At 71.8% G+C, this 24,411-nt stretch carries 20 protein-coding genes; 2 read left to right on the forward strand and 18 right to left on the reverse strand.

Annotated elements, in window-relative coordinates; translation table 11 throughout:
- Window positions 1-10: 10 nt before the first annotated feature.
- The 4 genes from OG509_RS06575 to OG509_RS06590 form a co-directional block, all read right to left on the reverse strand.
- Window positions 11-1,195, reverse strand: a complete 1,185-nt coding sequence (locus OG509_RS06575; RefSeq protein WP_406180866.1) for an ATP-grasp domain-containing protein — start codon at window positions 1,193-1,195, stop codon at window positions 11-13.
- On the reverse strand, window positions 1,188-2,390 hold the full coding sequence (locus tag OG509_RS06580) for an MFS transporter (protein ID WP_406180868.1): 1,203 nt from the start codon (window positions 2,388-2,390) through the stop codon (window positions 1,188-1,190). The genes OG509_RS06575 and OG509_RS06580 overlap by 8 nt, the downstream gene beginning before the upstream one ends.
- Window positions 2,387-3,586: an acetyl-CoA carboxylase biotin carboxylase subunit family protein gene (locus OG509_RS06585; RefSeq protein ID WP_406180870.1), complete on the reverse strand. Its 1,200-nt coding sequence runs from the start codon at window positions 3,584-3,586 to the stop codon at window positions 2,387-2,389. The genes OG509_RS06580 and OG509_RS06585 overlap by 4 nt, the downstream gene beginning before the upstream one ends.
- A 78-nt stretch (window positions 3,587-3,664) precedes the next feature.
- Window positions 3,665-4,618 carry a pyridoxal-phosphate dependent enzyme gene (locus OG509_RS06590; protein WP_406180872.1) on the reverse strand — a complete coding sequence of 318 codons (954 nt, stop codon included), beginning with the start codon at window positions 4,616-4,618 and terminating at the stop codon, window positions 3,665-3,667.
- 314 nt (window positions 4,619-4,932) lie between these two features.
- On the opposite strand from OG509_RS06590, the gene proB reads away from it, so the two are divergent.
- Window positions 4,933-6,090, forward strand: a complete 1,158-nt coding sequence (proB, locus tag OG509_RS06595) for a glutamate 5-kinase (RefSeq protein WP_406187489.1) — start codon at window positions 4,933-4,935, stop codon at window positions 6,088-6,090.
- Window positions 6,091-6,145: 55 nt separating this feature from the next.
- Complete coding sequence (proC, locus tag OG509_RS06600; RefSeq protein WP_406180874.1) at window positions 6,146-6,955, forward strand: pyrroline-5-carboxylate reductase; 810 nt, start codon at window positions 6,146-6,148, stop codon at window positions 6,953-6,955.
- Window positions 6,956-6,992: 37 nt separating this feature from the next.
- Here proC and OG509_RS06605 read toward each other — a convergent pair whose 3' ends face one another.
- The 14 genes from OG509_RS06605 to OG509_RS06670 form a co-directional block, all read right to left on the reverse strand.
- Entirely contained in the window at window positions 6,993-7,991 is a 999-nt protein-coding gene (locus tag OG509_RS06605) for an ABC transporter substrate-binding protein (RefSeq protein ID WP_406180876.1), read from the reverse strand.
- Between the two features lies 1 nt (window position 7,992).
- The gene (locus tag OG509_RS06610) at window positions 7,993-9,972 is read right to left on the reverse strand and encodes an ABC transporter permease subunit (protein ID WP_406180878.1); all 1,980 of its coding nucleotides are present in this window, start codon (window positions 9,970-9,972) and stop codon (window positions 7,993-7,995) included.
- A 67-nt stretch (window positions 9,973-10,039) separates the two neighbouring features.
- Entirely contained in the window at window positions 10,040-11,152 is a 1,113-nt protein-coding gene (locus OG509_RS06615) for a glycine betaine/L-proline ABC transporter ATP-binding protein (RefSeq protein ID WP_406180879.1), read from the reverse strand.
- Window positions 11,149-12,675 carry a GMC family oxidoreductase gene (locus OG509_RS06620; RefSeq protein ID WP_406180881.1) on the reverse strand — a complete coding sequence of 509 codons (1,527 nt, stop codon included), beginning with the start codon at window positions 12,673-12,675 and terminating at the stop codon, window positions 11,149-11,151. The genes OG509_RS06615 and OG509_RS06620 overlap by 4 nt, the downstream gene beginning before the upstream one ends.
- Window positions 12,672-14,180, reverse strand: a complete 1,509-nt coding sequence (locus tag OG509_RS06625) for an aldehyde dehydrogenase family protein (protein WP_406180883.1) — start codon at window positions 14,178-14,180, stop codon at window positions 12,672-12,674. The genes OG509_RS06620 and OG509_RS06625 overlap by 4 nt, the downstream gene beginning before the upstream one ends.
- Before the next feature lie 294 nt (window positions 14,181-14,474).
- Window positions 14,475-15,395: an NADP-dependent oxidoreductase gene (locus OG509_RS06630; protein ID WP_406180885.1), complete on the reverse strand. Its 921-nt coding sequence runs from the start codon at window positions 15,393-15,395 to the stop codon at window positions 14,475-14,477.
- Window positions 15,392-16,558 carry an acyltransferase family protein gene (locus OG509_RS06635; protein WP_406180886.1) on the reverse strand — a complete coding sequence of 389 codons (1,167 nt, stop codon included), beginning with the start codon at window positions 16,556-16,558 and terminating at the stop codon, window positions 15,392-15,394. Before OG509_RS06635 ends, OG509_RS06630 begins: the two co-directional genes overlap by 4 nt.
- 127 nt (window positions 16,559-16,685) lie before the next feature.
- Window positions 16,686-17,468 (reverse strand): alpha/beta fold hydrolase, encoded by a 783-nt coding sequence (locus tag OG509_RS06640; protein ID WP_406180887.1) that lies wholly within the window; start codon window positions 17,466-17,468, stop codon window positions 16,686-16,688.
- Window positions 17,469-17,541: 73 nt separating this feature from the next.
- The gene (locus tag OG509_RS06645) at window positions 17,542-18,747 is read right to left on the reverse strand and encodes an acyltransferase family protein (RefSeq protein WP_406180889.1); all 1,206 of its coding nucleotides are present in this window, start codon (window positions 18,745-18,747) and stop codon (window positions 17,542-17,544) included.
- A 16-nt stretch (window positions 18,748-18,763) separates the two neighbouring features.
- Window positions 18,764-19,939: an acyltransferase family protein gene (locus OG509_RS06650; protein ID WP_406180891.1), complete on the reverse strand. Its 1,176-nt coding sequence runs from the start codon at window positions 19,937-19,939 to the stop codon at window positions 18,764-18,766.
- 55 nt (window positions 19,940-19,994) lie between these two features.
- Complete coding sequence (locus tag OG509_RS06655; RefSeq protein WP_406180893.1) at window positions 19,995-21,173, reverse strand: MFS transporter; 1,179 nt, start codon at window positions 21,171-21,173, stop codon at window positions 19,995-19,997.
- A gap of 139 nt (window positions 21,174-21,312) precedes the next feature.
- A complete protein-coding gene (locus tag OG509_RS06660) occupies window positions 21,313-22,542 on the reverse strand; it encodes an MFS transporter (RefSeq protein WP_406180895.1) in 1,230 nt (409 codons plus the stop codon).
- Window positions 22,539-23,576 (reverse strand): zinc-binding dehydrogenase, encoded by a 1,038-nt coding sequence (locus tag OG509_RS06665; RefSeq protein ID WP_406180897.1) that lies wholly within the window; start codon window positions 23,574-23,576, stop codon window positions 22,539-22,541. Before OG509_RS06665 ends, OG509_RS06660 begins: the two co-directional genes overlap by 4 nt.
- Window positions 23,577-23,585: 9 nt before the next feature.
- Window positions 23,586-24,410, reverse strand: a complete 825-nt coding sequence (locus OG509_RS06670; RefSeq protein ID WP_406180899.1) for a sugar phosphate isomerase/epimerase family protein — start codon at window positions 24,408-24,410, stop codon at window positions 23,586-23,588.
- Between the last annotated feature and the right edge of the window lies 1 nt (window position 24,411).

Raw genomic sequence — 24,411 nt, forward strand, 5'->3', positions numbered from 1 at the left:
GCGGGGAGGCTCAGCGGCCGGCGGTGAGGGTGCGTACGGCGAGGTCGAGACGGCTCTCCAGCTCCTCGCGGTTCGCGCCGAAGGCGACCACGAAGCCGTGCCGGTCCCCGGACCGGTGTACTTCCGGGGGGAGCTGGCCCGCCGGGACGGAGATGGCGACCTCCGTGACCCCGGGCAGGGCGGCCACCTTCGCGGTCTCCGCGTCCGTGACGGTGACCGGCGCCGTACGGTCGAAGGTGACGTAGCGGATCCCGGCGACGCGGTCGCGGGTGGGGGCGCCCGGGACGGGCAGGCCGAGGGAGTCGGCCATGGCCTGTTCGAAGAGGTCCTCGCCGAGGGCCAGGTCCAGCATGTCGCTGATGCGGTCGCCGCCGGGGCGGCCGTGCGACTCGATGAGGCGGGGCCCCTCGGCCGTGAGCATGACCTCGGTGTGCGAGGGGCCCGTACGGTAGCCCGCCGCGTCCAGGGTCGCGGTGACCAGGACGGCGAGGGCCTCCTCGTCCTGCGGGGCGAGCCGTACGGGCAGGGTGTGGCCGGTCTCGACGAATCCGGGGGCGCCGGTGGTCGCCTTCTCCGTGATCGCGAGGATCCGGTGGCCCGCGGACGAGCTCATCGCCTCCACGCTGTACTCGGTCCCCACGAGGAACTCCTCGACGAGGTGCGGGGAGTCGAAGTCCAGTGAGGCCAGGTAGGTGTCGAGATCCTGCGGTCCCGCGAGCTGCCGCACCCCGGCGCTGCCGGTGCCGTCGGCCGGCTTCACGATGCATGGGTAGCCGATGTTCTCGACGGCCGGGCGGATCTGGCTCTTCTCCGTGCAGAGCCGGTACGCGACGGGCGCGCCGGCCCGGTCTGCGACCGCGGACCGCAGCTTCGCCTTGTCCCTGAACGCCTCCATCGCTTCGGGCGGGTTGCCGGGCCAGCCGAGGCGGTGGTTGACCAGCGCGGCCACGACGCAGCCGAGTTCGCCGAAACCGAAGCAGCTGACCGGGGCGGGCAGGTCAAGGGCGCGGAGCCGGTCGATGAGGTCCTCGGGGTCGGTCGTCCACGGGGAGTGGAAGGCCAGTCCCGCACCGTCCGCGGGCAGTGGCCTGCCGGGTTCGGGGACGGTCACGGTCGCGGCGCCCAGCTTCCGGGCCGCGGCCAGGACATGACTGCGGGGATTGAGCAGCACGGCGGTCGGCTGTGTGTCAGACATGGCGCGTACGCACTTTCGGTAGGAGGAGACAGATCGCCGCGGCGGCGAGGGAGGATCCGACGAGCAGCAGCCACACCTCGCTGCCGCCCCGCGCGCTCTGCAGCAGGTAGCCGCCCGCGCTGGAGCCGAAGAGGCTGCCCAGGGCTCCGGCCGCGCTCATCGCGCCGAGTGCGAGTCCGGTGCGGCGGGTGGCGGCGGCGTTGACCGCCTGCTCGTCGAGGCTGGGGCCGATCAGCATCTCGGCCAGCGTGACCGGCACCACGAAGGCGAGCAGCGAGTACCACCCGGCGAGCGGTATCAGCGTGGCGTAGGCGCAGGCGAAGGCGAGGAAGCCGAGGACCAGCAGGGTGCGGGCGGTGGCGCGGCGGAACACGTGGCGCAGCAGGGTGTACTGGAACAGCACGACGAGCAGGCCGTTGACCGTGAAGACCACCGAGATCGCCGCGGTGCTGCCGGTCATCTCGTTCGCGGTGATCGGGAGCAGGACGTTGAGCTGGCTGTAGATCGCCCAGTACGCGACCCCCAGCCCGCACAGGGGCAGCCACTGCCGCAGTGTCCACGGCGTGGTGGGCGCCCCGTCCCCCGCCCGGGCGGGGGCGGGGGCCCGTCCCGCGGCGGGCCGTGACCGGGAGGCCGGCACGGACCGTCGAAGGAGCAGGCAGGTGCCGAGGACGAGGTGCGAGAGCACGCAGGCCGCCAGGATCCAGCCGAACCCGAGCGGGTACACCGCGGCGCCCAGCGCGGGCCCGGCCACGACTCCGACGTTCACGAACGTCGAGCGCAGCGCGAGCATCGTGCGCGGATCGGTGCCGTCCTGCGAGACGAGCAGCGTCTTGGTCGACAGGCCCAGCAGCGAACCGCCGACTCCGACGGCGACGATGCCGGCGACGAGCGGCTCCGGAGCGCTGCCGCCGCCGAGCCCGAGGAGCACGTAGCCGAGGACGCGCAGGAGGAATCCGGCGGACATCACCCGGTGGGCGCCGAACCGGTCGACGAGCAGCCCGGTCAGGAGTGAGAACGCCTGGCCGGAGAAGGCGAGCAGACCGACCAGGAAGCCGGTGCGGCCCGCCGGGATGCCCTGCGCCGTCAGTTCGATGGCCAGCAGGGGCAGGAACATGAAGGTGGTCAGGCCGGTGAAGAGCACCGCCACCAGCAGGAGGCGCGCGGTGGGCGACGCCTCTCGCCAGGCGTTCACGACGCGGGGAGCCGGGCGGGTCCGTCGGCCTCGATCAGGTTGTTCAGGATCCACTCCTCGACCTGGAGCAGGCGCTGCTCCACCTCGGCGGTGTCGGCTCCGCGGACCAGGGCGAAGCACAGGTTGGAGGTGCTGTTCTGTGCCACGGCGCCGAGCGCGAGCTGCTCGTTGACCTGGTAGTGCTCGACCCAGTCGAACGGCAGGGTCTGCGGTGCGCGCACCGGTCGGCCCTGGGGGACGATGCCGATGGAGCCGCGGAGTTCGGCCGGCGGGGCGGTCGGCGCGGGGTCGACGGGCAGACCGCAGGACAGCCGCAGCCAGGTGGCGTGCAGATCCAGGCCGTAGGTGAGGCGGGTGAGGGCGGGGATGCGGGAGCCGCCGACGCGCGAGGCGATCTCGCACAGTACGAACTCGTCCTCGGGCGTGCGGAACACCTCCAGGTGGTAGGCGCCGGTTTCCGGGGTGTCGAAGGCTTCGAGGACCCGGTCGAGGAACTCCTCCAGCCGCTGGGAGAGTTTGCCGCCCGGGTCGAGCTGGAGGGAGCCGTTGTTCTGGCCGGAGAGGACGCCGAGGCAGTCGCGCAGGTACCGGGAGGAGGCCACGAAGCGGTAGCCGGGCGCCAGGATCGCGTCGACGTGGTAGATCTCGCCGTCGACGAAGTCCTCGACCATGAGGTCCTCGCGCCAGTGGCGGCGGCTGAACTCCATCAGGTCGTGCTCGTCGCGCAGCACCGCGATGTCGCGCGAACCGCCCTGGCTGACCGGCTTGACGACGACCGGGTAGTCGTTCTCGTCGATGAACCGGGTGAGGTCGACGATCGTCGCCAGCCGGGCGTAGCGCGGGGTGGCGACGGTGCGGCCCGCCGTCTGCTTCATGACGACCTTGTCGCGGAACTGCCGTGCGCTGCGCGCCGACTGGCCGGGAATGCCGAGGTCCTCCCGGATGCGCGCGGTCCGTTCGAGGTCGTACTCGTTGTCGGTGATGATGTGGGAGAAGGACCGGGTCCGTGCCAGCTGCCGGATGCGCAGTTCGGCGTAGGGGACGAACTCGCAGTCCTCGACGTGTTCGTAGGAGCCGAGCCCCGCGGTGTGCGCGAGCGGGTTGTGGCTGAAGACGTGGAGCCCGTCCGCCAGCTCGTGGAGCATGGCCGGATAGTCGTGCTGGGCGCCATAGTTGATGATGGCGACATCGGTCATGGGTGCGGCCTCTGATTCTTTACGGTGGAATTCGGCGATCCCGGGTCGGCCGTGCGGGCATTTCGCCCCGCGGGCCGGTCAGCCCTGCAGGGCGAGCACCGGCAGGTCGTCCTGGACGCTGTATTGCCTTCGGCCCCAGTTCATCGTGGACCAGGGTCCGGTCATCTCCTCCAGTGCGGAAATGACGACCGGCCGGTATTCGGGGTCCTCGACGAGCGGGCCGTCGGGCGGGAAGACCTGCTTGATGTAGCGGTGTCCGGGGTCGGCGGCCATGAAGACGACGGGACCGCCGGAGGGCTCGGTCGAGCGGATGTACCGGGCGGCCTGCCAGCCGGCGCCGGCGGACAGCCCGGCGAAGACGCCCGTGGTGGAGAGCAGGTGGCGGCAGCCCGCGGCCGACACGTCGAAGTCGACCCAGTGGATGTCGTCGTAGGCGCTGTAGTCGATGTTGTCGAAGCGGATCCCGCTGCCGATGCCGGCGATGATGAACCCGTCGAGCGGGAAGTTCTCGGAGCCGAAGGAGCGGCTGCCGAACGGCTGGATGCCGGCCACCCGGACGTTGGGGCACGACTCGCGCAGGTAGCGGCTCATCGCGCTGGTCGAGGCTCCGGTGCCGACGCCGCCGACCAGGGTCATCTCGGCCCAGCCCAGCTCCTTGAGGAGCAGTTCCGCGACGTGTTCGTAGCCGGCGTAGTGCACGTCGTCGTGGTACTGCTGCATCCAGTACGCGTCCGGGTTGCGCCGGAGGTAGTCGTGGACGAGCCGGACGCGGGCCTCCTGGTCGTGCTGGAGATTGCCTCCGCCGCCGGCGACCTGGTCGTAGGTGGCACCGAGGTACTTGAGCTGCGTCTTGATCCCGTCGTCGACCGCGACGGACGCGAAGACGTGGCACTTCAGTCCCAGCTCCCGGCAGACCAGGGCGAGTGCGTGGCCGTAGATGCCGCTGGAGCTGTCGACGAGGGTCTGGCCGTGCCGGATCACCCCGCGCGCCAGGAGCTCCTTGACCGCCCGGTAGACCGACGTCACTTTCATGACCTCGAACCGGAGGACATATATTCCGTCGCCGAGATCTATCAGATCCGGTTGTGCCATTTTCTCCGTGAATGACGAATACACCGTACTCCGTACTCCCTTCTTTGCTTTTGCGTTACGGGCCTACTGATGCCCCGCAAAGTTGGGGCAGGTGGGTACCGAATCGGTCCCGAACGGTTCCCGGAGAACGGGAAGGAAAAGGTAATGGCGCATGAATGAATCGGAGCCCCGCAGCCACCTCCCCACTGCCCCCGAGGAGAGTTCCCGTGACACCCGAATCCGCGCCGGGCGATCCGCGCATCGAGCGTGCGGACGTGGCCGAGGCCCACCGGATCGTGGTCAAGATCGGCTCGTCCTCGCTCACTTCGGACTCCGGACGGCTCGATCCGGGGCGGCCGGCGGCCCTGGTCGAGGTCCTGTCCGGGCTGTACCGGCAGGGAAAGAGCGTCGTGCTCGTCTCCTCCGGCGCCGTCGCGGCGGGACTGGCCCCGCTGGGCTTGACCGCGCGGCCCGATGAACTGTCCGAGCAGCAGGCGGCCGCCAGTGTCGGCCAGGGGCTGCTCATGGGCACGTACGGCGCGGAGTTCGGCAGGTACGGCATCCAGGTGGGGCAGGTGCTGCTCACGGCCGGCGACATCACCCGCCGCGACCACTACCACAACGCCCGGCGCACCCTGAAGAAGCTCATGCACATGGGGATCGTGCCGGTCGTCAACGAGAACGACGTCGTCGCCACCCACGAGGTCCGCTTCGGGGACAACGACCGGCTCGCGGCGCTGGTCGCCGAGTTGATCGGCGCGGACCTGCTCGTCCTCCTCTCCGACGTGGAGGCGCTGTACGACGGGGACCCGCTGGCCCCCGGAACCCGCCCGATCGCCGAGATCCGCGGACCCGCCGACCTCGCCGGGATCCGTACGTGTACCCCGGGACGCTCGGGAGTGGGAACGGGCGGCATGGGGGCCAAGGTCCAGGCGGCGATGACCGCGGCGAGCGCCGGGATCCCCGTGGTGCTGGCCGCGGCCTGGCACGCCGCACGGGCGCTGGCCGGCGGGGAGACGGGAACGTACTTCCACGCCGCCCGGCAGCGGCCCGCCGAGCAGCTGTTCTGGCTCGCCCACGCCACGGCGCCGCAGGGTCGGATCGTGCTCGACGCCGACGCCGTGCGGGACGTGCGCGAGCACGGCGGGCCCGTGCTGTGGACCGGAGTCACCGCCGTCGAGGGGCAGTTCACGGTGGGCGACCCGGTGGACCTCGCCGACGGTGCGGGCAGGTCCGTCGCCCGCGGCCTCGCCCGGCTGGCCTCGGATGATCTGGTCCGGCTGCTCGCCGGGTTCCCCGTACCGGACGAGGGGCCGGGAGCCGTGGCGTACCCCGAGGTCGTCGGCGCGGAGGACCTGGCTCTGTTCGCACCGCACGCACACGCACACGCACACGCACACCCCTACGCGTACGCGGAGACGAGTACGGCGTGACCCGGCCGTCCGGCCCTTCACCTCTTCCGTCACTTCCACCACGAGGGAGCAAGTCATGACGTGCAAGGTCGCCGTGCTCGGCGCGGGCAAGATGGGTGAGGCACTCCTCGGCGGCCTGCTGCGCTCCGGCTGGCCGGCGCAGGCACTCGGGGTCACCTGCCGCCGCAAGAAGCGCGCCGCCGAGATGGAGGCGCGTCACGGGATAACGGCGCTGGGCAACACGGACGCCGCCGCGTGGGCCGATGTGCTGATCCTCGCGGTGAAACCGCAGGACATGGGCGCGCTGCTGGAGGAGATCGCCCCCGCGATCGCCCCCGGGACCCTGCTGATCAGCGTGGCGGCCGGGCTCACCACGGCCTTCTTCGAGGAACGGGTCCCGGCCGGCGTCGCGGTGGTCCGGGCGATGCCCAACACGGCGGTGCTGGTCGACGAGGGGATGACCGTCCTCTCCGGCGGCAGCCACGCCTCGCAGCAGCACGTGGAGCAGGCCGCGGAGCTGTTCCGCGGCGTCGGCCACACCCTCACCGTGCCGGAGGCCCAGCAGGACGCCGCGACCGCCCTCTCGGGGTCGGGGCCCGCCTACTTCTACTTCCTCGTCGAGGCGATGACCGACGCGGGCGTCCTGCTGGGGCTTCCGAGGGACAAGGCCCACGAGCTCGTCGTACGCAGCTCCGTGGGCGCCTCGGTCATGCTGCGCGACTCCGGTACCCACCCGGTCCGGCTCCGTGAGGCGGTCACCTCGCCGGCCGGCACCACCATCAGCGCGGTGCGGGAGCTGGAACGGCACGGCGTACGGGCCGCCCTGATGGCGGCCCTGGAAGCCGCTCGCGACCGCAGCAGCGAGCTGGCGGCCTCGTACGCGTGATCGTGCGCGGGGATCACGCGAGTGCGCCGCTCCCGCGTCAGGACGGGAGCCAGGCCCGCCAGGTGGCCTCGTTCTCCTTGACCCAGCGGGCCGCCGCCTCCTGCGGCGCCAGCTTCTCGTCCGCGATCATCAGGGAGACGTCGTTCTGCATCTCGGTAGTCCAGCGGAACTTCTTCAGGAAGGCGGCGGCGTCACCTCCGCCGTCCGCGAAGCGGGCGTTGAGGAACTTCTGGAGCGGGGTGTGCGGGTACGCGCAGGCCACCTTCTCCGTGTCGGCGTCACAGCCCTCCTCGTGGGCGGGCAGCTTCACCTCCGTCATCGGGACCTTCTCGAACAGCCACTGGGGCTTGTACCAGTAGCTCAGGAACGGCTTCTTCTCCTTGGCGAACTGCCTGATCTGCGTGATCTGCGCCGCCTCCGAGCCCGCGAACACGACCTGGTAGTCCAGGCCCAGGTTCTTCACGAGCGCCTTGTCGTTCGTCACGTAGGACGGGGAGCCGTCCAGCAGCTGGCCCTTGCCGCCGCTCTCCGCCGTACGGAAGTCGCCGGCGTACTTGTTGAGGTTCTTCCAGTCGGTGACGTCCGGGTGTTCCTCGGCGAAGTAGGTCGGTACGAACCAGCCGATGTGACCGGTCACCCCGAGATCGCCGCCCCGCTTGATCGTCGCCTTGTCTTCGACGTACCGCTTCTCCTGCTCCGGGTGGCCCCAGTCCTCCAGGATGGCATCCACCCGACCCTGGCTGAGCGCGTCCCAGGCGGGTACCTCGTCGATCTGGACGGTGTCCACCCGGTAGCCGAGCTCGTGCTCCAGCAGGTACTGGGCGACGGCCACGTTGGCCTGCGCGCCCACCCACGACTGCACGGACAGCGTCACCGTGCGGGAGCCCTTGGCGTCGGCGTACGGGGAAGCCTGGCGGGTCATGTCGGCGGCCCCGCAGCCGGTGAGGGCCGTCAGTGCGACGGCGGCCGCGAGGGCGGCGCAGCGGGTACGGGCCGCGGTGATGCGTGTACGAGTGCGTGTGCGTGTGCGAGCCATCTCAGGCCCCCTTTCCGGCAGGGTCGCGGCGTTGCGTCGGCTGCGTGAGGCGGTCGAGCACCAGGCCGAGGCAGACGATCGCCGCACCTGCGACCAGACCGGTCGCCAGGTCGCCCTGGGCGAGACCGAAGACCGCGTCGTAGCCGAGCGCTCCGCCGCCCACGAGACCGCCGATGACGACCACGGCGAGGACCAGCACCACGCCCTGGTTGACGGCCAGCAGCAGCGCGGGCCGGGCCAGCGGCAGCTGGACCTGGAGCAGCTGCTGACGCCCGGTCGCGCCCAGCGAGCGCGAGGACTCCAGAGCGGCCGGGTCCACGGCGCGCACTCCCTGGGCCGTGATCCGGACCACCGCGGGCAGCGCGTAGACCACGGCGGCAGCGACCGCCGGGGCGCGGCCCACACCGAACAGGGCGACGACGGGGATCAGGTACACGAACTGCGGCATCGTCTGGAAGACGTCGAGGACCGGACGCAGCGCGCGTCCCAGTCGGGTGCTGCGGGCCGCGGCGACCCCGAGCGCGAAGCCGAGCAGCAGCGTCACGGCGACGGCGGCCAGTACCTGGGACAGCGTGTCGAGCGCCGGGTCCCAGACGCCCAGCACGCCGATCGCGGCCATGGCGAGGACGGCGGTCGCGGCGGTGCGCCAGGTGCCGATGAGCAGCGCGAGGGCGGCCACGGTCAGCAGGACCGCCCACCAGGGCAGCCACTGCAGGCCGTGGCGCAGCGGGTTGAGGACCCAGGTGGTGAAGTGCCCCGCCCAGTCGGCGGTGCCGCCGACGAGGGGCACGCCGGAGTAGAGGTGTGCGGTCATCCAGTCGACCGCCCGGTTGACGGGTTCGGCGATGTGCACCGTCCACCCGTCGGGCCAGGAGAGCCGGTCGCTCAGGCGCCCCCCGAGGGCGACGGCGGCGGTCACCGCGGCAGCGACGGCCCAGCCGAGCCGGGACCGGCCGGCCTCACCCGCGCCGATCCGCTCCCCCGCCGCGGCGGTGACCCGGTCCAGGACGATGGCGAGCAGCACGATCGGCACACCGGCGGCGAGCGCGGCGCCTACGTCCACGGAGGCCAGCGCCTGGTAGACCCGGTCGCCGAGGCCGCCCGCGCCGATGACGGACGCGATCACTGCCATCCCCAGTGCCATCATGATCGACTGGTTGACGCCGAGCAGCAGTTCCTTGCGGGCCAGCGGCAGCCGGGCGGTCAGCAGCCGCTGCCTGCCGGTGGCGCCGAGGGAGGTGGCGGCCTCCACGACTCCGGCGTCCGCGCCGCGCAGCCCGAGTGCGGTCAGGCGGGCCATGGGCGGGGCGGCGTACACGACGGTCGCGAGGACGGCGGCGGGCACGCCGATGCCGAAGACCAGCACGACGGGCAGGAGGTACGCGAAGGCCGGCAGCACCTGCATCGTGTCCAGCACGGGCCGCAGGATCCGGTGCATGGGGTCCGACAGGCCTGCGGCCAGCCCGAGGAGGCCTCCGAGCAGTACGGACGCGGCGACGGCGACCACCATCAGGGCGAGCGTCTGCAGGGTGGGCACCCACATGCCGAGCAGACCGCACACGGCGAAGGCGGCGACGGAGGTCAGCGCGAGGCGCACGCCCGCGACACGCCAGGCCACCAGTCCGGCGGCGGCGGTGACGCCGGCCCAGCCGAGGGCGAGCAGCAGCAGGTACACCGCGCGGACGGACACGACCACGAGGTTGCTGACGTGCCCGAGGAAGTAGAGGAACAGCGGGTGGCCGTCACGGTTGTCGATGATCCAGTCGCTGGCGCGGTCGAGCGGCCCGGACAGGTCGACGGCGAGCGACGCCGGCCAGCTACCGCCGCCCAGGAGCAGGGAACCTAGGAGGAGTGCGAGGGCCGCGCCCGCGCCGATCAGCCGGCCGCGGTGGCGCGCGAGTGCGCGCAGCGCGCCGGGCCCGGCTTCCGAGGAGGCGGTCGTGGAACCCGTGGTGGCAGGGGTGGTGGCGGTGGCGGTCATCGGCCCCACCGTCCGGCGTCGGAGCCGGTCGTGCCGCCCGGCGGCGGCCAGGTCGTATGGGCGTACATCAGGCCACCGCCTTTCCCGTCGCGACCGGGACCCCGGCGACGACACCGAGGAGTCCCGCGTGGTCGACCACGCCGAGGCAGCGGCCGTCCTCGACGACCCGCGCGTTCTCGCCCGTACGGGCGACGGCCTCGATGGCCTCGTGGACGGTGGCACCGGGGTCGAGCGCGGGGCCGGCCTCGCGCTCGCCGGCGAGGGCGGGGCGCATCGCCGAGCGGACGGTCAGCACCTGTTCGCGCGGCACGTCCCGGACGAAGTCCCTGACGTAGTCGTCGGCGGGGGCGCCCACGATCTCCTCCGGCGTGCCGAGCTGCACGATCCGGCCGTCGCGCATCAGCGCGATGCGGTCGCCGAGCTTCAGCGCCTCGCTCAGGTCGTGCGTGATGAAGACCATCGTGCGTCCCTCCTCCCCGTGCAGGCGTACGACCTCCTCCTGCATGTCCCGTCGGATGAGCGGGTCCAGCGCGCTGAACGGCTCGTCGAACAGCAGGACTTCGGGGTCCACGGCGAGTGCGCGGGCCAGGCCCACGCGCTGCTGCTGACCGCCGGACAGCTGGCTCGGCCTGCGGTGCTCCATGCCGTCCAGGCCGACCTTGGCGACGAACTCCGCCGCCCGCTCGCGCCGTTCGCCGCGTCCCACGCCCTGGATCTCCAGTCCGTAGGCGACGTTGTCGAGCACCGTGCGGTGCGGCAGCAGACCGAAGTGCTGGAAGACCATCGCCGCGCGGTGGCGGCGCAGCTCGCGGAGCCGGCCGGTGTCCATGGACAGCACGTCCTCCCCGTCGATGGAGATCGCGCCCGAGGTCGGCTCGATGAGCCGGGTCAGACAGCGTACGAGCGTCGACTTGCCCGAGCCCGACAGGCCCATGACGACGAAGACCTCGCCCTTGCGGACGTCGAAGGAGACGTCGCGGACGGCGGCGGTGCAGCCGGTGCGCTCGCGCAGCTCGGCGGCGTCGAGGGCGGCGAGTTCCTTGTCGGCGGGCACGCGGTCGGCCTTCGGGCCGAAGACCTTCCACAGGTCGCGTACGGAGAAGACGGGTTCCGCAGGCGTCTGCGGCGGGGTGGGCGCGGCGGTGTGCGGTGCAGTGTTCGGAGTGCTCGGAGTGGTCATCGGGGCATGCCTCCCAGCAGGTCGGCGCATTTCTCGCCGACCATCAGGACGCCGATCATCGGGTTCACGGCGGTCATGGTGGGGAATACGGACGCGTCGGCGATCCGGATGCCGGTCAGGCCCCGGATCCTCAGGTCGGGTGCGACGACGGCGAGTTCGTCGTCGGCGGCCCCCATCCGGCAGGTCCCGGCCGGGTGGTAGACGGTGTGCGCCACATGGCGGGCGTACGCGCTGAGTTCCTCGTCGGAGGTCACCTCGGGCCCCGGGCAGACCTCGCGCTTCAGCCATCCGGCCAGCGGTTCGCTCGCCGCGATCCGCCGGGCGATGCGGATCCCGTCGACGAGGGTCCGGCCGTCGTAGTCGTCCTCGTCGGTGAAGTACCGGAAGTCGAGGGCGGGCTTGTCCTCGGGGTCGGCGCTCGTCAGGTAGAGCCGGCCGCGGCTGCGCGGCTTGGGGATGTTCGGGGTCATCGACACGCCGTGCGCGGGCCGTTCGTAGCCCAGGCGCTCGGGGTTGTCGGTGAAGGGGATCTGGTAGAAGTGGAACATCAGGTCCGGGCCTTCGGCCTGCGGATCCCGGCGGACGAACAGCCCGGCGTCGGAGTCCATCGCGGAGTTCTCCGGGATCGGACCGTGCGTCTCCCACACGATGACCGACTCGGGGTGGTCGAGCAGGTTCTCGCCGACGCCCGGCAGGTCGTGCACGACGGGAATGCCGAGCTTCTCCAGGTCGGCGCGCGGCCCGATGCCGGAGTGCAGCAGCAGGCGCGGGGTGTCCACGGCCCCGGCGCACACCAGGACCTCGCGCCGGGCGCGTACGACGTGCTCCGCGCCCTCCTTCGTACGGATGTGCACGCCGGTGGCGCGGGTGCCCTCCAGTTCCAGCCGGAACGCCCAGGTCTCCAGGGCGATGTGCAGGTTCGGCCGGTCCAGGAACGGGTGCAGATAGGCGACGGAGGCGGAGGACCGCTTGTTGTTCTCCGGGTGGTAGGCGAGGTCGAAGAAGCCGGCGCCCTCGTGGAAGGGAGCCCTGTTGAAGCCCTCGACGCGCGGCACACCGAGCGCGGTCTGCGCGGCGTCGACGAAGTCCCGGGCGATCGCGTTCCGGTCGGCCTCGTCGACGGGGACGATGTTGTTGCGCAGCCGGGCGAAATAGGGATCCATGGCGGCCGCGTCCCACCCCTCGGCACCGGCCTGCGCCCACTCGTCCCAGTCGGAGGGGAGGGGCTTGAACGCGATGAGGGTGTTGTGCGAGGAACAGCCGCCCAGCACCCGCGCACGGCTGTGGCGGATGTGCGAGTTGCCCCGGGGCTGCTCGGTGGTGGGGTAGTCGTAGTCCAGCTCACCGCCGAGCAGCCCCATCCAGCGGCGCAGGGTCAGGACGTCTTCGCGGCCGACGTCACTGGGGCCGCCCTCGATGACGGCGACGCTGACGTCCGGGTCCTCGGTCAGCCGGGAGGCGATCACGGAACCCGCGGTGCCGCCGCCGACGACGACGTAGTCGTACACGTGCTGGTCGTTCATGCCTGGTCCTTCTCCGCCGCGCCCGCGAACCAGCGCACGGGGCGCGGGGCGAGGTTCTGGTAGATGTGCTTGGCCTCGCGGTATTCGCCGAGACCGCCGGGGCCCAGTTCGCGGCCGATGCCGGACTTTCCGAAGCCGCCCCATTCGGCCTGCGGCAGGTAGGGGTGGAAGTCGTTGATCCAGACGGTGCCGTGGCGCAGCCGGGCCGCGACCCGCCGGGCGCGGTCCCCGTCGGAGGTCCACACCGCTCCGGCGAGTCCGTACTCGGTGTCGTTGGCGAGGGCGACGGCCTCTTCCTCGGTGCGGAAGGTCTCCACGGTGAGGACGGGGCCGAAGACCTCCTCGCGGACGACGCGCATGCCGCGGTGGCACCGGTCCAGGACCGTGGGCCGGAAGAAGTAGCCGGGACCGGCCGGCTTCTCGCCGCCGGCACGCAGGACCGCACCCTCGGCGAGGGCGGAGGCGACGTACTCCTCGGTCCGCGCCAACTGGGCCGCGGAGACGAGCGGGCCGCACTCGACGCCCTCGTCGGTGCCGCGCCCCAGGCGGATCAGCTCGGCCCGGCGGGCGAGCTCGGCGACGAAGCGCTCGCGCAGCGGCTCCTCGACGATGAGGCGGGAGCCGGCGGAGCAGACCTGGCCGCTGTGGATGAAGGCGGCGTTGAGCGCCTGGTCGACGACGGTGTCGAACGCTTCGGGCGTCGAACAGGCATCGGCGAAGACGACGTTGGGGTTCTTGCCGCCCAGTTCGAGGGCGACCTTCTTCACGCTGTCGGCGGCCGCCCTGGCGACCTTCGTGCCGCTGACGAGCCCGCCCGTGAACGAGATGAGGTCGACATCGGGGTGTTCGGCGAGCCGGGCGCCGACCGTGCCCCCGGGACCGGTGACGATGTTGGCGGCGCCGAGCGGAAGTCCGGCCTCCAGCAGGAGTTCGATCAGCACGACGGTGGTCAGCGGGGTGATCTCACTGGGCTTGATCACGAACGTGTTGCCGGCGGCGAGGGCGGGCGCGATCTTCCAGCTGGCCTGGAGCAGCGGGTAGTTCCATGGCGTGATCAGGGCGCAGACCCCGACCGGCTCGTGCACGACGACACTGCGGATCTCGTCGGAGCCCGCGTCGACGACCCGTCCGCCGTTCTCGTTCGCCACGAGGTCGGCGAAGTAGAGGAAGGCGTCACGGACGCAGTCGACGTCGACGCGGCCCTCCTCCAGCGTCTTGCCCGCGTCCTGGCTCTCCAGGGCGCCGATCCGCTCGCGGTCGCGCTCCAGCAGGGCGGCGACCCGCCGCAGCAGGGCGGCCCGCTCGGCGACCGGCGTACGGGGCCAGGCACCGTCGTCGAACGCGGCGCGCGCCGCGGCCACGGCCTCGTCGGTGTCCTGGACGCCGCCCTCCGCCACGACCGCGAAGGCGGTCGCGTCGACGGGGTCGATGATCTCGCGCGTGGCGCCGGAGAGGGCTGCGCGCCACTCTCCGCCCACATGGATGCTCTGTTGTGCTGCGGTCACGTTGCGTATTGCCTTTCGTCCTCTGAATCCCCCTGCCGGTTGCACCGACACGATCCGGCCGCCTGCCCCGGGTCCTGACATCCATGCGCAATGCCTTGCCGAGAGTGATCTTGTTCACCCGTCAAGCCGGGGCAAATACGGACATCAGTCGCAGGTCGTACGGCCTGGGAATCACAGAGGCCTACAGCTGTCGCAGACCGTCACACAGAGTAGGGGCGGTCATCCGGCTCCAGCCGCGAAAGGGCCCCGGGCTGCCGGTGACGGCGGCCCGGGGCCCTTCGGCGCGTACGGCCGTCAGCCAGCTTCCGGTGTCAGGAGGATCTTGCCGCGGGTACCGCCCGCTTCGAGGGCGGCGTGCGCCCGGGGCGCGTGCTCGAACAGCAGGACTTCGGCGATGCGCAGCGTCAGGTGTCCTTCCTCGACGCGGCGGGCCAGGCCGTCGAGCATGGCTCCGTCGATCCGCACGCCGTAGACCTCCACGGCGACGTCCCGCTCGGCCTCGGGTACGGCGAAGGGGGTCAGCGAAATGAAGCGTCCTCCGTCGCGCACCGCCGCGATCGTCTCCGGTCGTCCCGCCGCATCGATGACCGCGTCGAACGCGCCCGCAGGCAGGCCGTCCGTGTCCGCGTGGACCTCGGCGGCCCCCAGATCCCCCAGGATCCGCTCGTCGCCCGCGCGGGCGAGACCGGCCGGACGCAGGCCGCGCAGGGCCGCCAGCTGGACGGCGAAGCCGCCCACCGCACCCGCGGCGCCGCTCACCAGGAGCCGCCCGGAGAAATCGGGGCCGAGCCGCGTCAGTGCCTGCTCGGCGGTGAGGGCGGCCAGCGGAAGGGCGGCGGCGTGCTCCAGCGGTACGTTCACGGGCGCGGGGGCGGCGAGCACCTCGTCCAGGGCGACGTACTCGGCCGATACTCCGGCTCCGTCGGCCAGCGGTGACCGCATGGCGACCACACGGTCGCCCGGGACGAAGCGGTTGGTCGCGGGGCCCGCCGCGACGACGGTGCCGGAGACGTCCCAGCCGACGACGGCCGGCAGGACCGGGGAAGGGATGTCGCCCCGGCGCACGGCCAGGTCCACCGGGTTCACCGCGGCGGCGGCCACCCGGACGAGGATCTCGCCCGGGCCCGGCCGCGGGGTCCGCGTCTCGGAGACGGCGAGCACCTCCGGCGGCCCGTAGCTGTTGATGACGACGGCCTTCATGACGGCGGCTTTCATGCGGTGGTTGCCTTTCGGGTCCGCCCCAGGTGGCGCATCGCCGGCTTTTCCACGGCCACGTACAGCAGCCATGCCACGACGAGGGTCGCCAGTGCCTCGATCACCAATACGCCGATGCCGGCGGCGGTGCCGAAGAACTTCTCGGGGCCGAGTAGTTCACGTACGACGTTGAGCAGGATGAGATGGACCATGTAGAAGGCGAAGGAGACTTCGCCGAGCCAGATCAGCGGCCGGCTGCGCAGCACCGAGGGGCGGCCGGAGACGTCCTTGAGGGCGACTGCCGGGATCAACAGGGCCATGGGGATGACGAAGACCGCGTCGAGTGCGTACAGCCACGGGACGTAGAGGGACAGGGCGTACGCCGCCACGCAGGCGAGGGCGGCGGGCAGCGGCTTGACGCCGAAGCGGCGGCCGGTGACGACGATGCGCGCCATCAGCATCCCGAGGACGAAGTCCAGGGCGCGTACGGGCGGGAGCATGTACACGCTCCAGTACTGCCAGACGGAGGCCGCGGAGCCCTCGGGCATCGGCGGGTTCACCGGCAGCACCAGGTAGGCGAGGGTCGGTACGGCGATCACTGCGGCGGCGGTCCCGGCGGCCCAGCGCCACAGGCGGTCCGACGGGATCCTCTTGATCCAGCGCAGGAACAGCGGGAAGCAGAGGTAGAAGAAGAGCTCGCAGGCGAGCGACCAACTGGGCGGGTTCACACCGAGGAAGACGGAGAACTCCGGGATCCAGGCGTGGACGAGGAACAGGTTCGGCACCGCCTGCCACCACTGGGTGGTGGCTCCCGCGAGCAGTGCCAAGGCGAGCACCCAGGTGACCAGGTGGTTCGGGTAGACCTTGAAGAAGCGCCGGCGCCAGAAGTGCCGGGCCGGGTCGTCGGGCCGTGCCGACCAGGTCAGCACGAATCCGCTGAGGATGAAGAAGAAGCTCACCCCGGCCCATCCCGCGTTGCTGAACAGCCACCTGTATCCGTCGGCGACGTCCTTCGAGGCGAACGGGTTGAGCGCGGGCAGGGCGAGCGAGGAGTGGTAGCCGAACACCAGCAGGGCAGCGAAGAACCGCAGGCCGGTCAGGGAAGGGAGCCTGCCGTGCACGGCCCGGTGGGGCTCGGTGGCGTGCTCCGTCGGTATCGCGGCAGGTTCCGCGGTCGTGGACAAGGTGTCTCTCCGGAGGAAGGCGTAAGGCGGGAGCTGGAGGCAGGAAGGGGAAGGGGGCAGGGCCGTACGGCCGGAGCGGGCGGGCCGGTGGTACCCGCTCCGGCCCCGCGGAGACGAACGGCCCCGGTCAGTCCCGGTCGAGGAATCCGGTGAGCAGCTCGACGAGTTCGGCCGTCTTCTCGAAGATGACCATGTGGCCGCTCTCCAGCTCCGCGTACTCGCTGCCCGCCACGGCCGCGTGCAGTTCCCGCGAGTGCTCCACGGGGATGAGTACGTCCCGGGTGGAGCCGATGACCAGGGTGGGGGCGGTGATGGCGGGGAGCCGGTCGGTGATGTCGACGTGGTGGTCGAGCTCGATCTGCTGCAGCGTCCACTCCTCGGCCTTGATCCCTGCGACGGTGGCCTTGACGCCCTCGCTGCCGAAGCCGGCGAGGAAGGGCGGCGAGAAGATCAGCAGCGCGCTGTACGCGGCGAAGGCCTCCTCGTCGACGGCCGGGAGCCGCCGCCACAGGTCGGTGGCCAGCTGCTGGCGCGGGTCGTCGTTGCGGGCCCAGCCGTTGATGACGACGAGCCGGCGGACGAGTTCGGGGTGCTTGGCCGCGGCGGCGGCAGCGACGACCGCGCCGAGGGAGAAGCCGACGATGTCGAAGGGCTCGTCGGTGACCGCGCGGGCCGCGCCGATCGCCTGCTCCACCAGCTCGTCCAGGCTCAGCTCGTCCGCGTGCAGCGGGGTCCGGCCGCTGCCGGAGCAGTCGGGGGTGATGACGGTGTGGCGGTCGGTGAAGTGCTCGCGGATGTGCCCGAACTGGGCCTCGCCGTGACCGCCCGTACCGTGCACGAACAGCAGGCCGGGGCCGCTGCCCTCGGCGGTGTACTGGACGGGGGTGCCATTGACGTCGATCGTGGGCATGGACGCTCCTCAGGGTGCGAAGTGGTGACGTGGAAATCGGTGGGGGAAAGGAAAAGGGGTGATGAAGCGCCGTTCAGCGCAGGGCGGGGGCGGGCTGCCGCTCTTCCCGGGCGGGCTCGGCCGCGGCCGATCGGTGCGGAGCCGGGCGGGCCCATCGCCGCATGACGGGGCGTTCCACGCACACCAGCAGCAGCCAGCCGACCAGCAGGGTGGCGCAGAAGAAGCCGAGGAGGACCAGGACCCCGGGCAGCGGGGCGAAGAGCTTCTCGTCCATCAGGGCCGTGCGGCCGAAGTACATCACCACGTACTGGGCGAGGTAGAAGCCGAAGGAGACCTCGCCGAGCCACCGCATCGTGCGCCCGCGCAGCACGGTCGGTGCGCCTTCGACGTCGGCCCGGGCCACCGCGCAGATCAGCAGCGCGACGGGCACGATGGTCGCGACGTTGAGCCCGTACAGGAACGGCACCGCCAGCGCCACGGCGTAGCCGACCACGCACAGCACGGCGGCCGGGAGGATCCGGATCCGGGGGAACGCCCCGGCCAGTACGAGCCGGGCGAGGATCATGCCGAGCACGAACTCGAACATCCGCACCGGCGGGAAGTTGTACCCGAACCAGAACTCCCACAGGGAGATGCCGAAGCCCTCGGGGGTGGGCGGGTGCTGCGGCAGGAGGAAGTCGGTGACCAGCTGCACGGCCACCATGCAGGCGACCATCACGGCGGCCCAGCCCCACAGCGCACGCTCCTTGATCCGCAGCACGGGACCGATCAGGAACGGGAAGAGCAGGTAGAAGAGCAGCTCGGAGCAGAGCGACCAGCTCGGCGGGTTCACGCTGATGAAGGTGGCGTGCTGCGGGAACCAGGAGTGGATCAGGAAGAGGTTCGGCAGCCACGCGGACAGCGGGGTCGTCGCGCCGGCGAACAGCACCATGGCGAGGGCCCACATCACGATGTGGTTGGGGAAGATCTTCAGCAGACGCCGGCGCCAGAACCCGGTGGCCGTGTCGTTCGGCTTGGCCGACCAGGTCAGCACGAACCCGCTGAGCACGAAGAAGAACGAGACGCCCATCCAGCCGGCCTTGCTGAACAGCCAGCGGAAGCCTTCTTCCCAACCCTGGTCGGCGAACGGGTTCATGGGCGGGTCGCTGAAGGTCGCGTGGAAGAAGAAGACCAGGGCGGCGGCGATGAAGCGCAGCCCCGTCAGCGAGGGGAGCTTGGATCTGGAAGGCCCGGGAGCGGGAGCCGCGCTCGTGGCGGCGGTCGGGGAAGGCGAGGTCATGGGGAGCGAGGTCCTTTCAGGAGACGTGGGTCAGCCGGCGCTGCGGCGGGGCTTCGGCGGGAACCGCCTGCTCCCGGTCCGGGCGGCGGGGGCGGGCCCAGCGGCGCATCGCCGGGCGTTCCACGCAGACCAGGAGCAGCCAGCCGAGGGCGAGCGCACCGGCGAACTCGGCGGCCACGACGGCGATGCCGGTCGGGGTCGCGTACGTCCGGTGCTCCATCAGCGTCGTGCGCGCGAAGGACAGGACGATCTGCTGGGCGAGGTAGAAACCGAAGGAGACCTCGCCGAGCCACCGCATCGTGCGCCCGCGCAGCACGGTCGGTGCGCCTTCGACGTCGGCCCGGGCCACCGCGCAGATCAGCAGCGCGACGGGCACGATGGTCGCGACGTTGAGCCCGTACAGGAACGGCACCGCCAGCGCCACGGCGTAGCCGACCACGCACAGCACGGCGGCCGGGAGGATCCGGATCCGGGGGAACGCCCCGGCCAGTACGAGCCGGGCGAGGATCATGCCGAGCACGAACTCGAACATCCGCACCGGCGGGAAGTTGTACCCGAACCAGAACTGCCAGACCGTCACGTCGGTGCCCGGTGCCGGCGGGCTGCTCGGTGCCAGGAAATCGGTGACCAGCTGTACGGCCACCAGACAGGCGGCCATGGCGGCGGCCCAGCCCCACAGTGCACGCTCCTTGATCCGCAGCACGGGACCGATCAGGAACGGGAAGAGCAGGTAGAAGAGCAGCTCGGAGCAGAGCGACCAGGAGGGGGTGTTGAGCCCCATGTGGACGGCCGGGTCGGGGAACCACGACTGGAGCAGGAAGAGGTTCGGCAGCCACACCTTGAGCGGGACCGCCGTTCCGGCGAACAGCACGATGGTCAGCGCCCACGTGGCGATGTGGTTGGGGAAGATCTTCATCAGGCGCCGGCGCCAGAACCCGGTGACCGTGTCGTTCGGCCTGGCCGACCAGGTCAGGACGAACCCGCTGAGCACGAAGAAGAACGAGACGCCCATCCAGCCGGCCTTGCTGAACAGCCAGCGGAAACCGTCGGCGACCCCCTCGTCGGCGAACGGGTTCATCGATATGAAGATCAGGGAGGCGTGGAAGAAGAAGACCAGGGCGGCGGCTATGAACCGCAGTCCCGTCAGCGAAGGGAGCTTGGGTCTGGCGGGCGAGGCGAGGCTGCTGGGCATGGGGCTGGCTGACTCTCTCGTTCGATCTGGTTCGGTCTCGTTCGGTGGACGCGGTTCAGGAGGCCGGCGCGGAGGTGACGGCCTCGGAGCCGACGGCCTTCGGGCGGCGGCGCGCGGCACGCACGGTCTGGGTGAGCAGCAGGGCACCGAGGGCGGTGAACGCGGCGGCGCCGATCGTCACCGCGCGGGTGCCGAAGCCCTGGTCGATGACCTGCCCGCCGGCCCAGGAGCCGAGCGCGGCGCCGAGGCCGAACGCGGACATGTTGACGGTGAGGGACAGCGTCGGCGCGTCCGCCGCAGCGGAGAGGACCTTGGCCTGGAGTCCGGGGATCAGGGCGAAGGTGGCCATGGAGAACAGGACCAGGAAGACGGCCGTGCCGATCGCCGAGGGCGCGGCGAACCAGTACAGGAGGCAAACGGCGGCGAGCGTCCAGGACTGGCGGAAGACGGCCGCGTCGGCGGACCGGTTCGCGGACCGGCCGCCGAGGGTGTTGCCCGCGATGGACCCCAGACCGTAGGCGACGAGTACGACGGGAACCCAGGCCGAGGGGAAGTGCCCGACGTCGGTGAGCAGCGGCACCATGTACGTGATCAGCGTGAACATGCCGCCGGAGCACAGGACGGTGGCCAGTACGGTGCCGACCACCTGCCAGTCCTTGAACACCCTCAGCTCGTGCGCGGCCGATGAGCCGGCCGTGCGCCCGTCGTCCGGGATCACCAGCAGGATCAGGGCCGCGGCGATCAGGGCGAGTACGGCGACGCTGCCGAAGGTGGCGCGCCAGTTCAACTGCTGGGCGACCAGGGTGCCGAGGGGGACGCCGAGCACCGTCGCCAGGTTGACGCCGAGTTGGGTGGCCGCGACGGCGGAGCCCTCGCGGCCTTCGGCGGCCATGCTGCCCGCGGTGACGACGCAGACGGCGAGGAAGGTGCCGTGGATGACAGCGGTCAGCATGCGGCCGGCGACCAGGAGGCCGAAGGTGGGCGCGAGGCTGGAGACGACGTTGCCGGCGACGGAGACCAGGAGCAGCGCCACGAGCAGGTACTTGCGGCGGATGCGGGTGGAGACGGCGGTGACGATCGGCCCTCCGACGACCACGGTCAGCGCGTAGACCGTGACGAGGAGGCCGGCGGTGGGGATGGTCACCGACAGGTCTGCGGCCAGGTCGCCCAGCATTCCGCTCGGCGCGAGTTCGGCGGTGCCGACGCAGAAGATGGCCAGGATCAATACAGCCATACGGGACCGCATGAATTGCCTCTCGTGAGCAGCGGGCAGCGGTGGGAGTAGGTCGGAGGAATCGGCGTACACAAAGCCGTTTCCAAAGCCTCAAGATGACCCTAGTAGCAACTTGTCTTATATACAAGCAGCTTGAACACTAAGAGAGCGCTGGGACCGGCCGACGTACGAGAACAACGGCCAGGACCACCGCCCCGAGGGCGAGCGACACCGTCGGCAGCCAGGCGGCCGACCGGCCGAGCAGGGCGGCGCCCAGCGCCGATCCGCCGGCGATCCCGATCTGGAAGCCCGTGACGTAGACCGAGGAGGCCCGGTCGGCGTCCCGTGCCGCCAGGCGCATGACCGCCGTCTGGAACACCGGCCCGGCGGCGGCGAACGCCCCGCCCCATACGGCGACGGCGGCGCCGACGACGGCGTACTGCACCGCCCGCGGAGCCGGTACGAACGCGAGGGCCAGGAGGCCGACCCCGGCTGCGAACGCCGCCATGGTCACGGTCGCCGCGCGCTGCGGGGCGCGGTCGTTGTGCCTGCCGATGAGGTAGGTCCCGGCGGCCCCCGCGACACCGAAGGCCGCCAGCAGCACGACGACCGCGCCCGAAGCCCCGGTGACCTCGGTGACGATGAGGGCGAAGTACGTGTAGCTGAGGAAGTGCGCGGTGACGAGCACCACCGCGACGCCGCACAGGGCAAGGACGGCGGGCCAGTCCACCCGACCCTCTTCCGCGAGCGCGGGCACGGCCGGGGCGTCCTCCGTTCCCGCGGAGCCGGTCCGTTGCGGCCTCAGGGCCCAGGTGAGCGCGTACGTCACCGCCACCGTGGCGGCCGCCAGCACCAGGGCGGTGGCCCGCCAGCCGATCAGCCCGCCGATGAGCGTCGTACCGGGGCTGCCCACGATCGCCGCGAGCGACGCACCGCCGAACACCGCGGCGGTGGCGGTTCCCACGTGCTCACGCGGCACCAGGGTCGCGGCCGCCGGCGCGATCAGCGACCACAGCACCCCGTGGGTCAGCGCCGCGGCGACCCGGCTGACGGCCATCATGGCGAACCCGGTCGAAGCGGCGGCGAGCACCTCCGCGACGACCAGGACCCCGAGCGAGACCATCAGGGCCGTGCCGCGCGAGACGCGCGCGGCGAGCGCCACGGTCGGAACGGTGACCACGGCGGCGACCACGGCGTATCCGCTGATGAGCAGCCCGACCTGACCGGCCGTGACATCGAGGTCGGCAGCGATTTCCGTGATGAGCCCGACCGGGAAGACCTCGAAGGTGACGTACACGAACGCGGCCCCGGCGAGCACGGCCAGCCGTGCCGCGGTGGGTCCGTCGATCCGCCCGGCCGCCGCGGGCGCAGGCGCCGCCGTACGGCTCATCGGCCCGCCTCGGCGCCGACGCCCTGATCGAGCCGCACCAGGACCTTGGGCCGGCCTCGCCCGCCGTCCGTCAAGCGGGCGTAAGCGGCGTCCAGTTCGCCGAGCGGGAAGACCCGGTCGACGAGGGCGTCCAGATCCACCGCGCCCCGTTCCACGAGGGTCACGAGCCGGTCCCAGTAGCCGATGCCGGACAGGACGCCGTGGACCGTGACGTCCCGGATCACCAGGGCCGCCGCGTCGAATCCGTCGACGGCGTGGTGCGGGGTCCCGAGCTGGGCCACCCGTCCGCCGGGCGCGACCAGCCGGACGGCCGCGCGGACGGCGGCCGTGCTGCCGGACGCCTCGATCACGGCCTCGTACGCCCCCTCGTCCGCGTCGGCGGGTGCCTCCGAGGCGCGCAGTCCGAGGTGGCCCGCCAACTCCCGGGCGCCTGGCTGCGGGTCGAAGACGACGGGGTCGGCGCCCAGGGCCCGCGCGACCTGGGCCGCCGCCAGCCCGAGCGTGCCCGCACCGAGGACGGCGACGCGGTCGCGGTCGCCCACTTCCAGCCGGTCCAGCGCGTGGACCGCGGCGGCGGTCGGCTCCAGCAGGGCTCCCGCCTCGTCGGAGAGCCCGTCGGGTATCCGGGTCAGGGTGTCCACCGGTACGGCGATCATCTGTGAGCCGGCGCCCGGGCGGTCGCCGAGCACGCCGATCTCGCTGCGGTCCGGGCAGTAGCGGATGCGGCCGGCCCGGCACTGCGGACACCGGCCGCAGGTACGGAAGTTGTGCCCCGAGACCCGCTGTCCCGCCAGGGCCGGGTCCACGCCGGGGCCGAGGCCGACCACCGTGCCCATCCACTCGTGCCCCGGGACGAAGGGGTAGCGTTTCAGGCCGTCGCGGAGATAGTTGCTGGTGCCGTCGTAGAAACCGAAATCGGTTCCGCACAGGCCCAGCAGACGCACCCGGACCAGGACCTCCCCGGGGCTCGGTTCGGGCGGGTCGACCTCCGCGACCGACAGCGTGCGGGGGCCGGTGAGCTGAATGGCTTTCATCGTGCGTCCTCATATAGGGCTGAGCCCGGCCGCGTTGCGGCAGAGCGTGACGTCCTCGCGCAGGCGGTCAGGCGCCTGCCGGTAGTCGTTCTCCACGAGCACGGAGCGGACGGCGCACTGCCGCAGCAGGGCGGGCAGCGCGTGGAAGGCGGAGCCGGGCGGCGGCGCGGCTCCGTCTGCGGCGGGGGCGGGACCGGGGGCTGCGTCCTTCACGTGCAGGTCCGGCAGGAGCAGCCCGTGCGCCGCGACCTCCCGGGCGAAGGCCAGGGGGTCCTCCCCAGCCTCTTCGAGGTTGCCGGTGTCCAGCACCAGGCGCAGGGCCGGGTGGTCCACCGCGCGGGCGAGGGCGAGCGAATCGCGGGGGCCGAGGGGCGACTCGTACGCGAGCGTGAGGCCCGCCTGCGCGACGCGCTCGCCCAGGGTGCGCAGGGCGTCGGCCGTACCGGCCCTCAGCCGCTCGGTCCTCGGCAGGCTCCGCCGGAAGCCCGGGACGTGGAGCACCTGCACCCCCAGGCGCAGTGCGCAGTCCAGGGCCCGTTCCAGTACGGCGAGCGCCGCCGGATCGGCGGTTCCCCGCTCGTCCGCCAGTCCGATGTCGTTGACGTGGTTGACCGCGAGGACGGGGACCGGGATGTGCTCGGCGATCGCCTCGGCCGCGCGCAGTTCGGCGGGTTCGCTGAGCAGGGGGCCGCGGTGGGCGCCTCCGAAGTCGAGGTGCAGCAGGTCGGATCCGGCCGCCACGGCCATGCGTGCCGCTGCCCGCCGGTCGGTGCTGATCCGCCACTGCGGCGCGGCGACCGCGGGCCTGGTGGTCGCGGCCGCCGTGGCCGTCACG

Origin of the sequence: Streptomyces sp. NBC_01006 (assembly GCF_045162725.1) — a bacterium.
Lineage (GTDB): Bacteria > Actinomycetota > Actinomycetes > Streptomycetales > Streptomycetaceae > Streptomyces.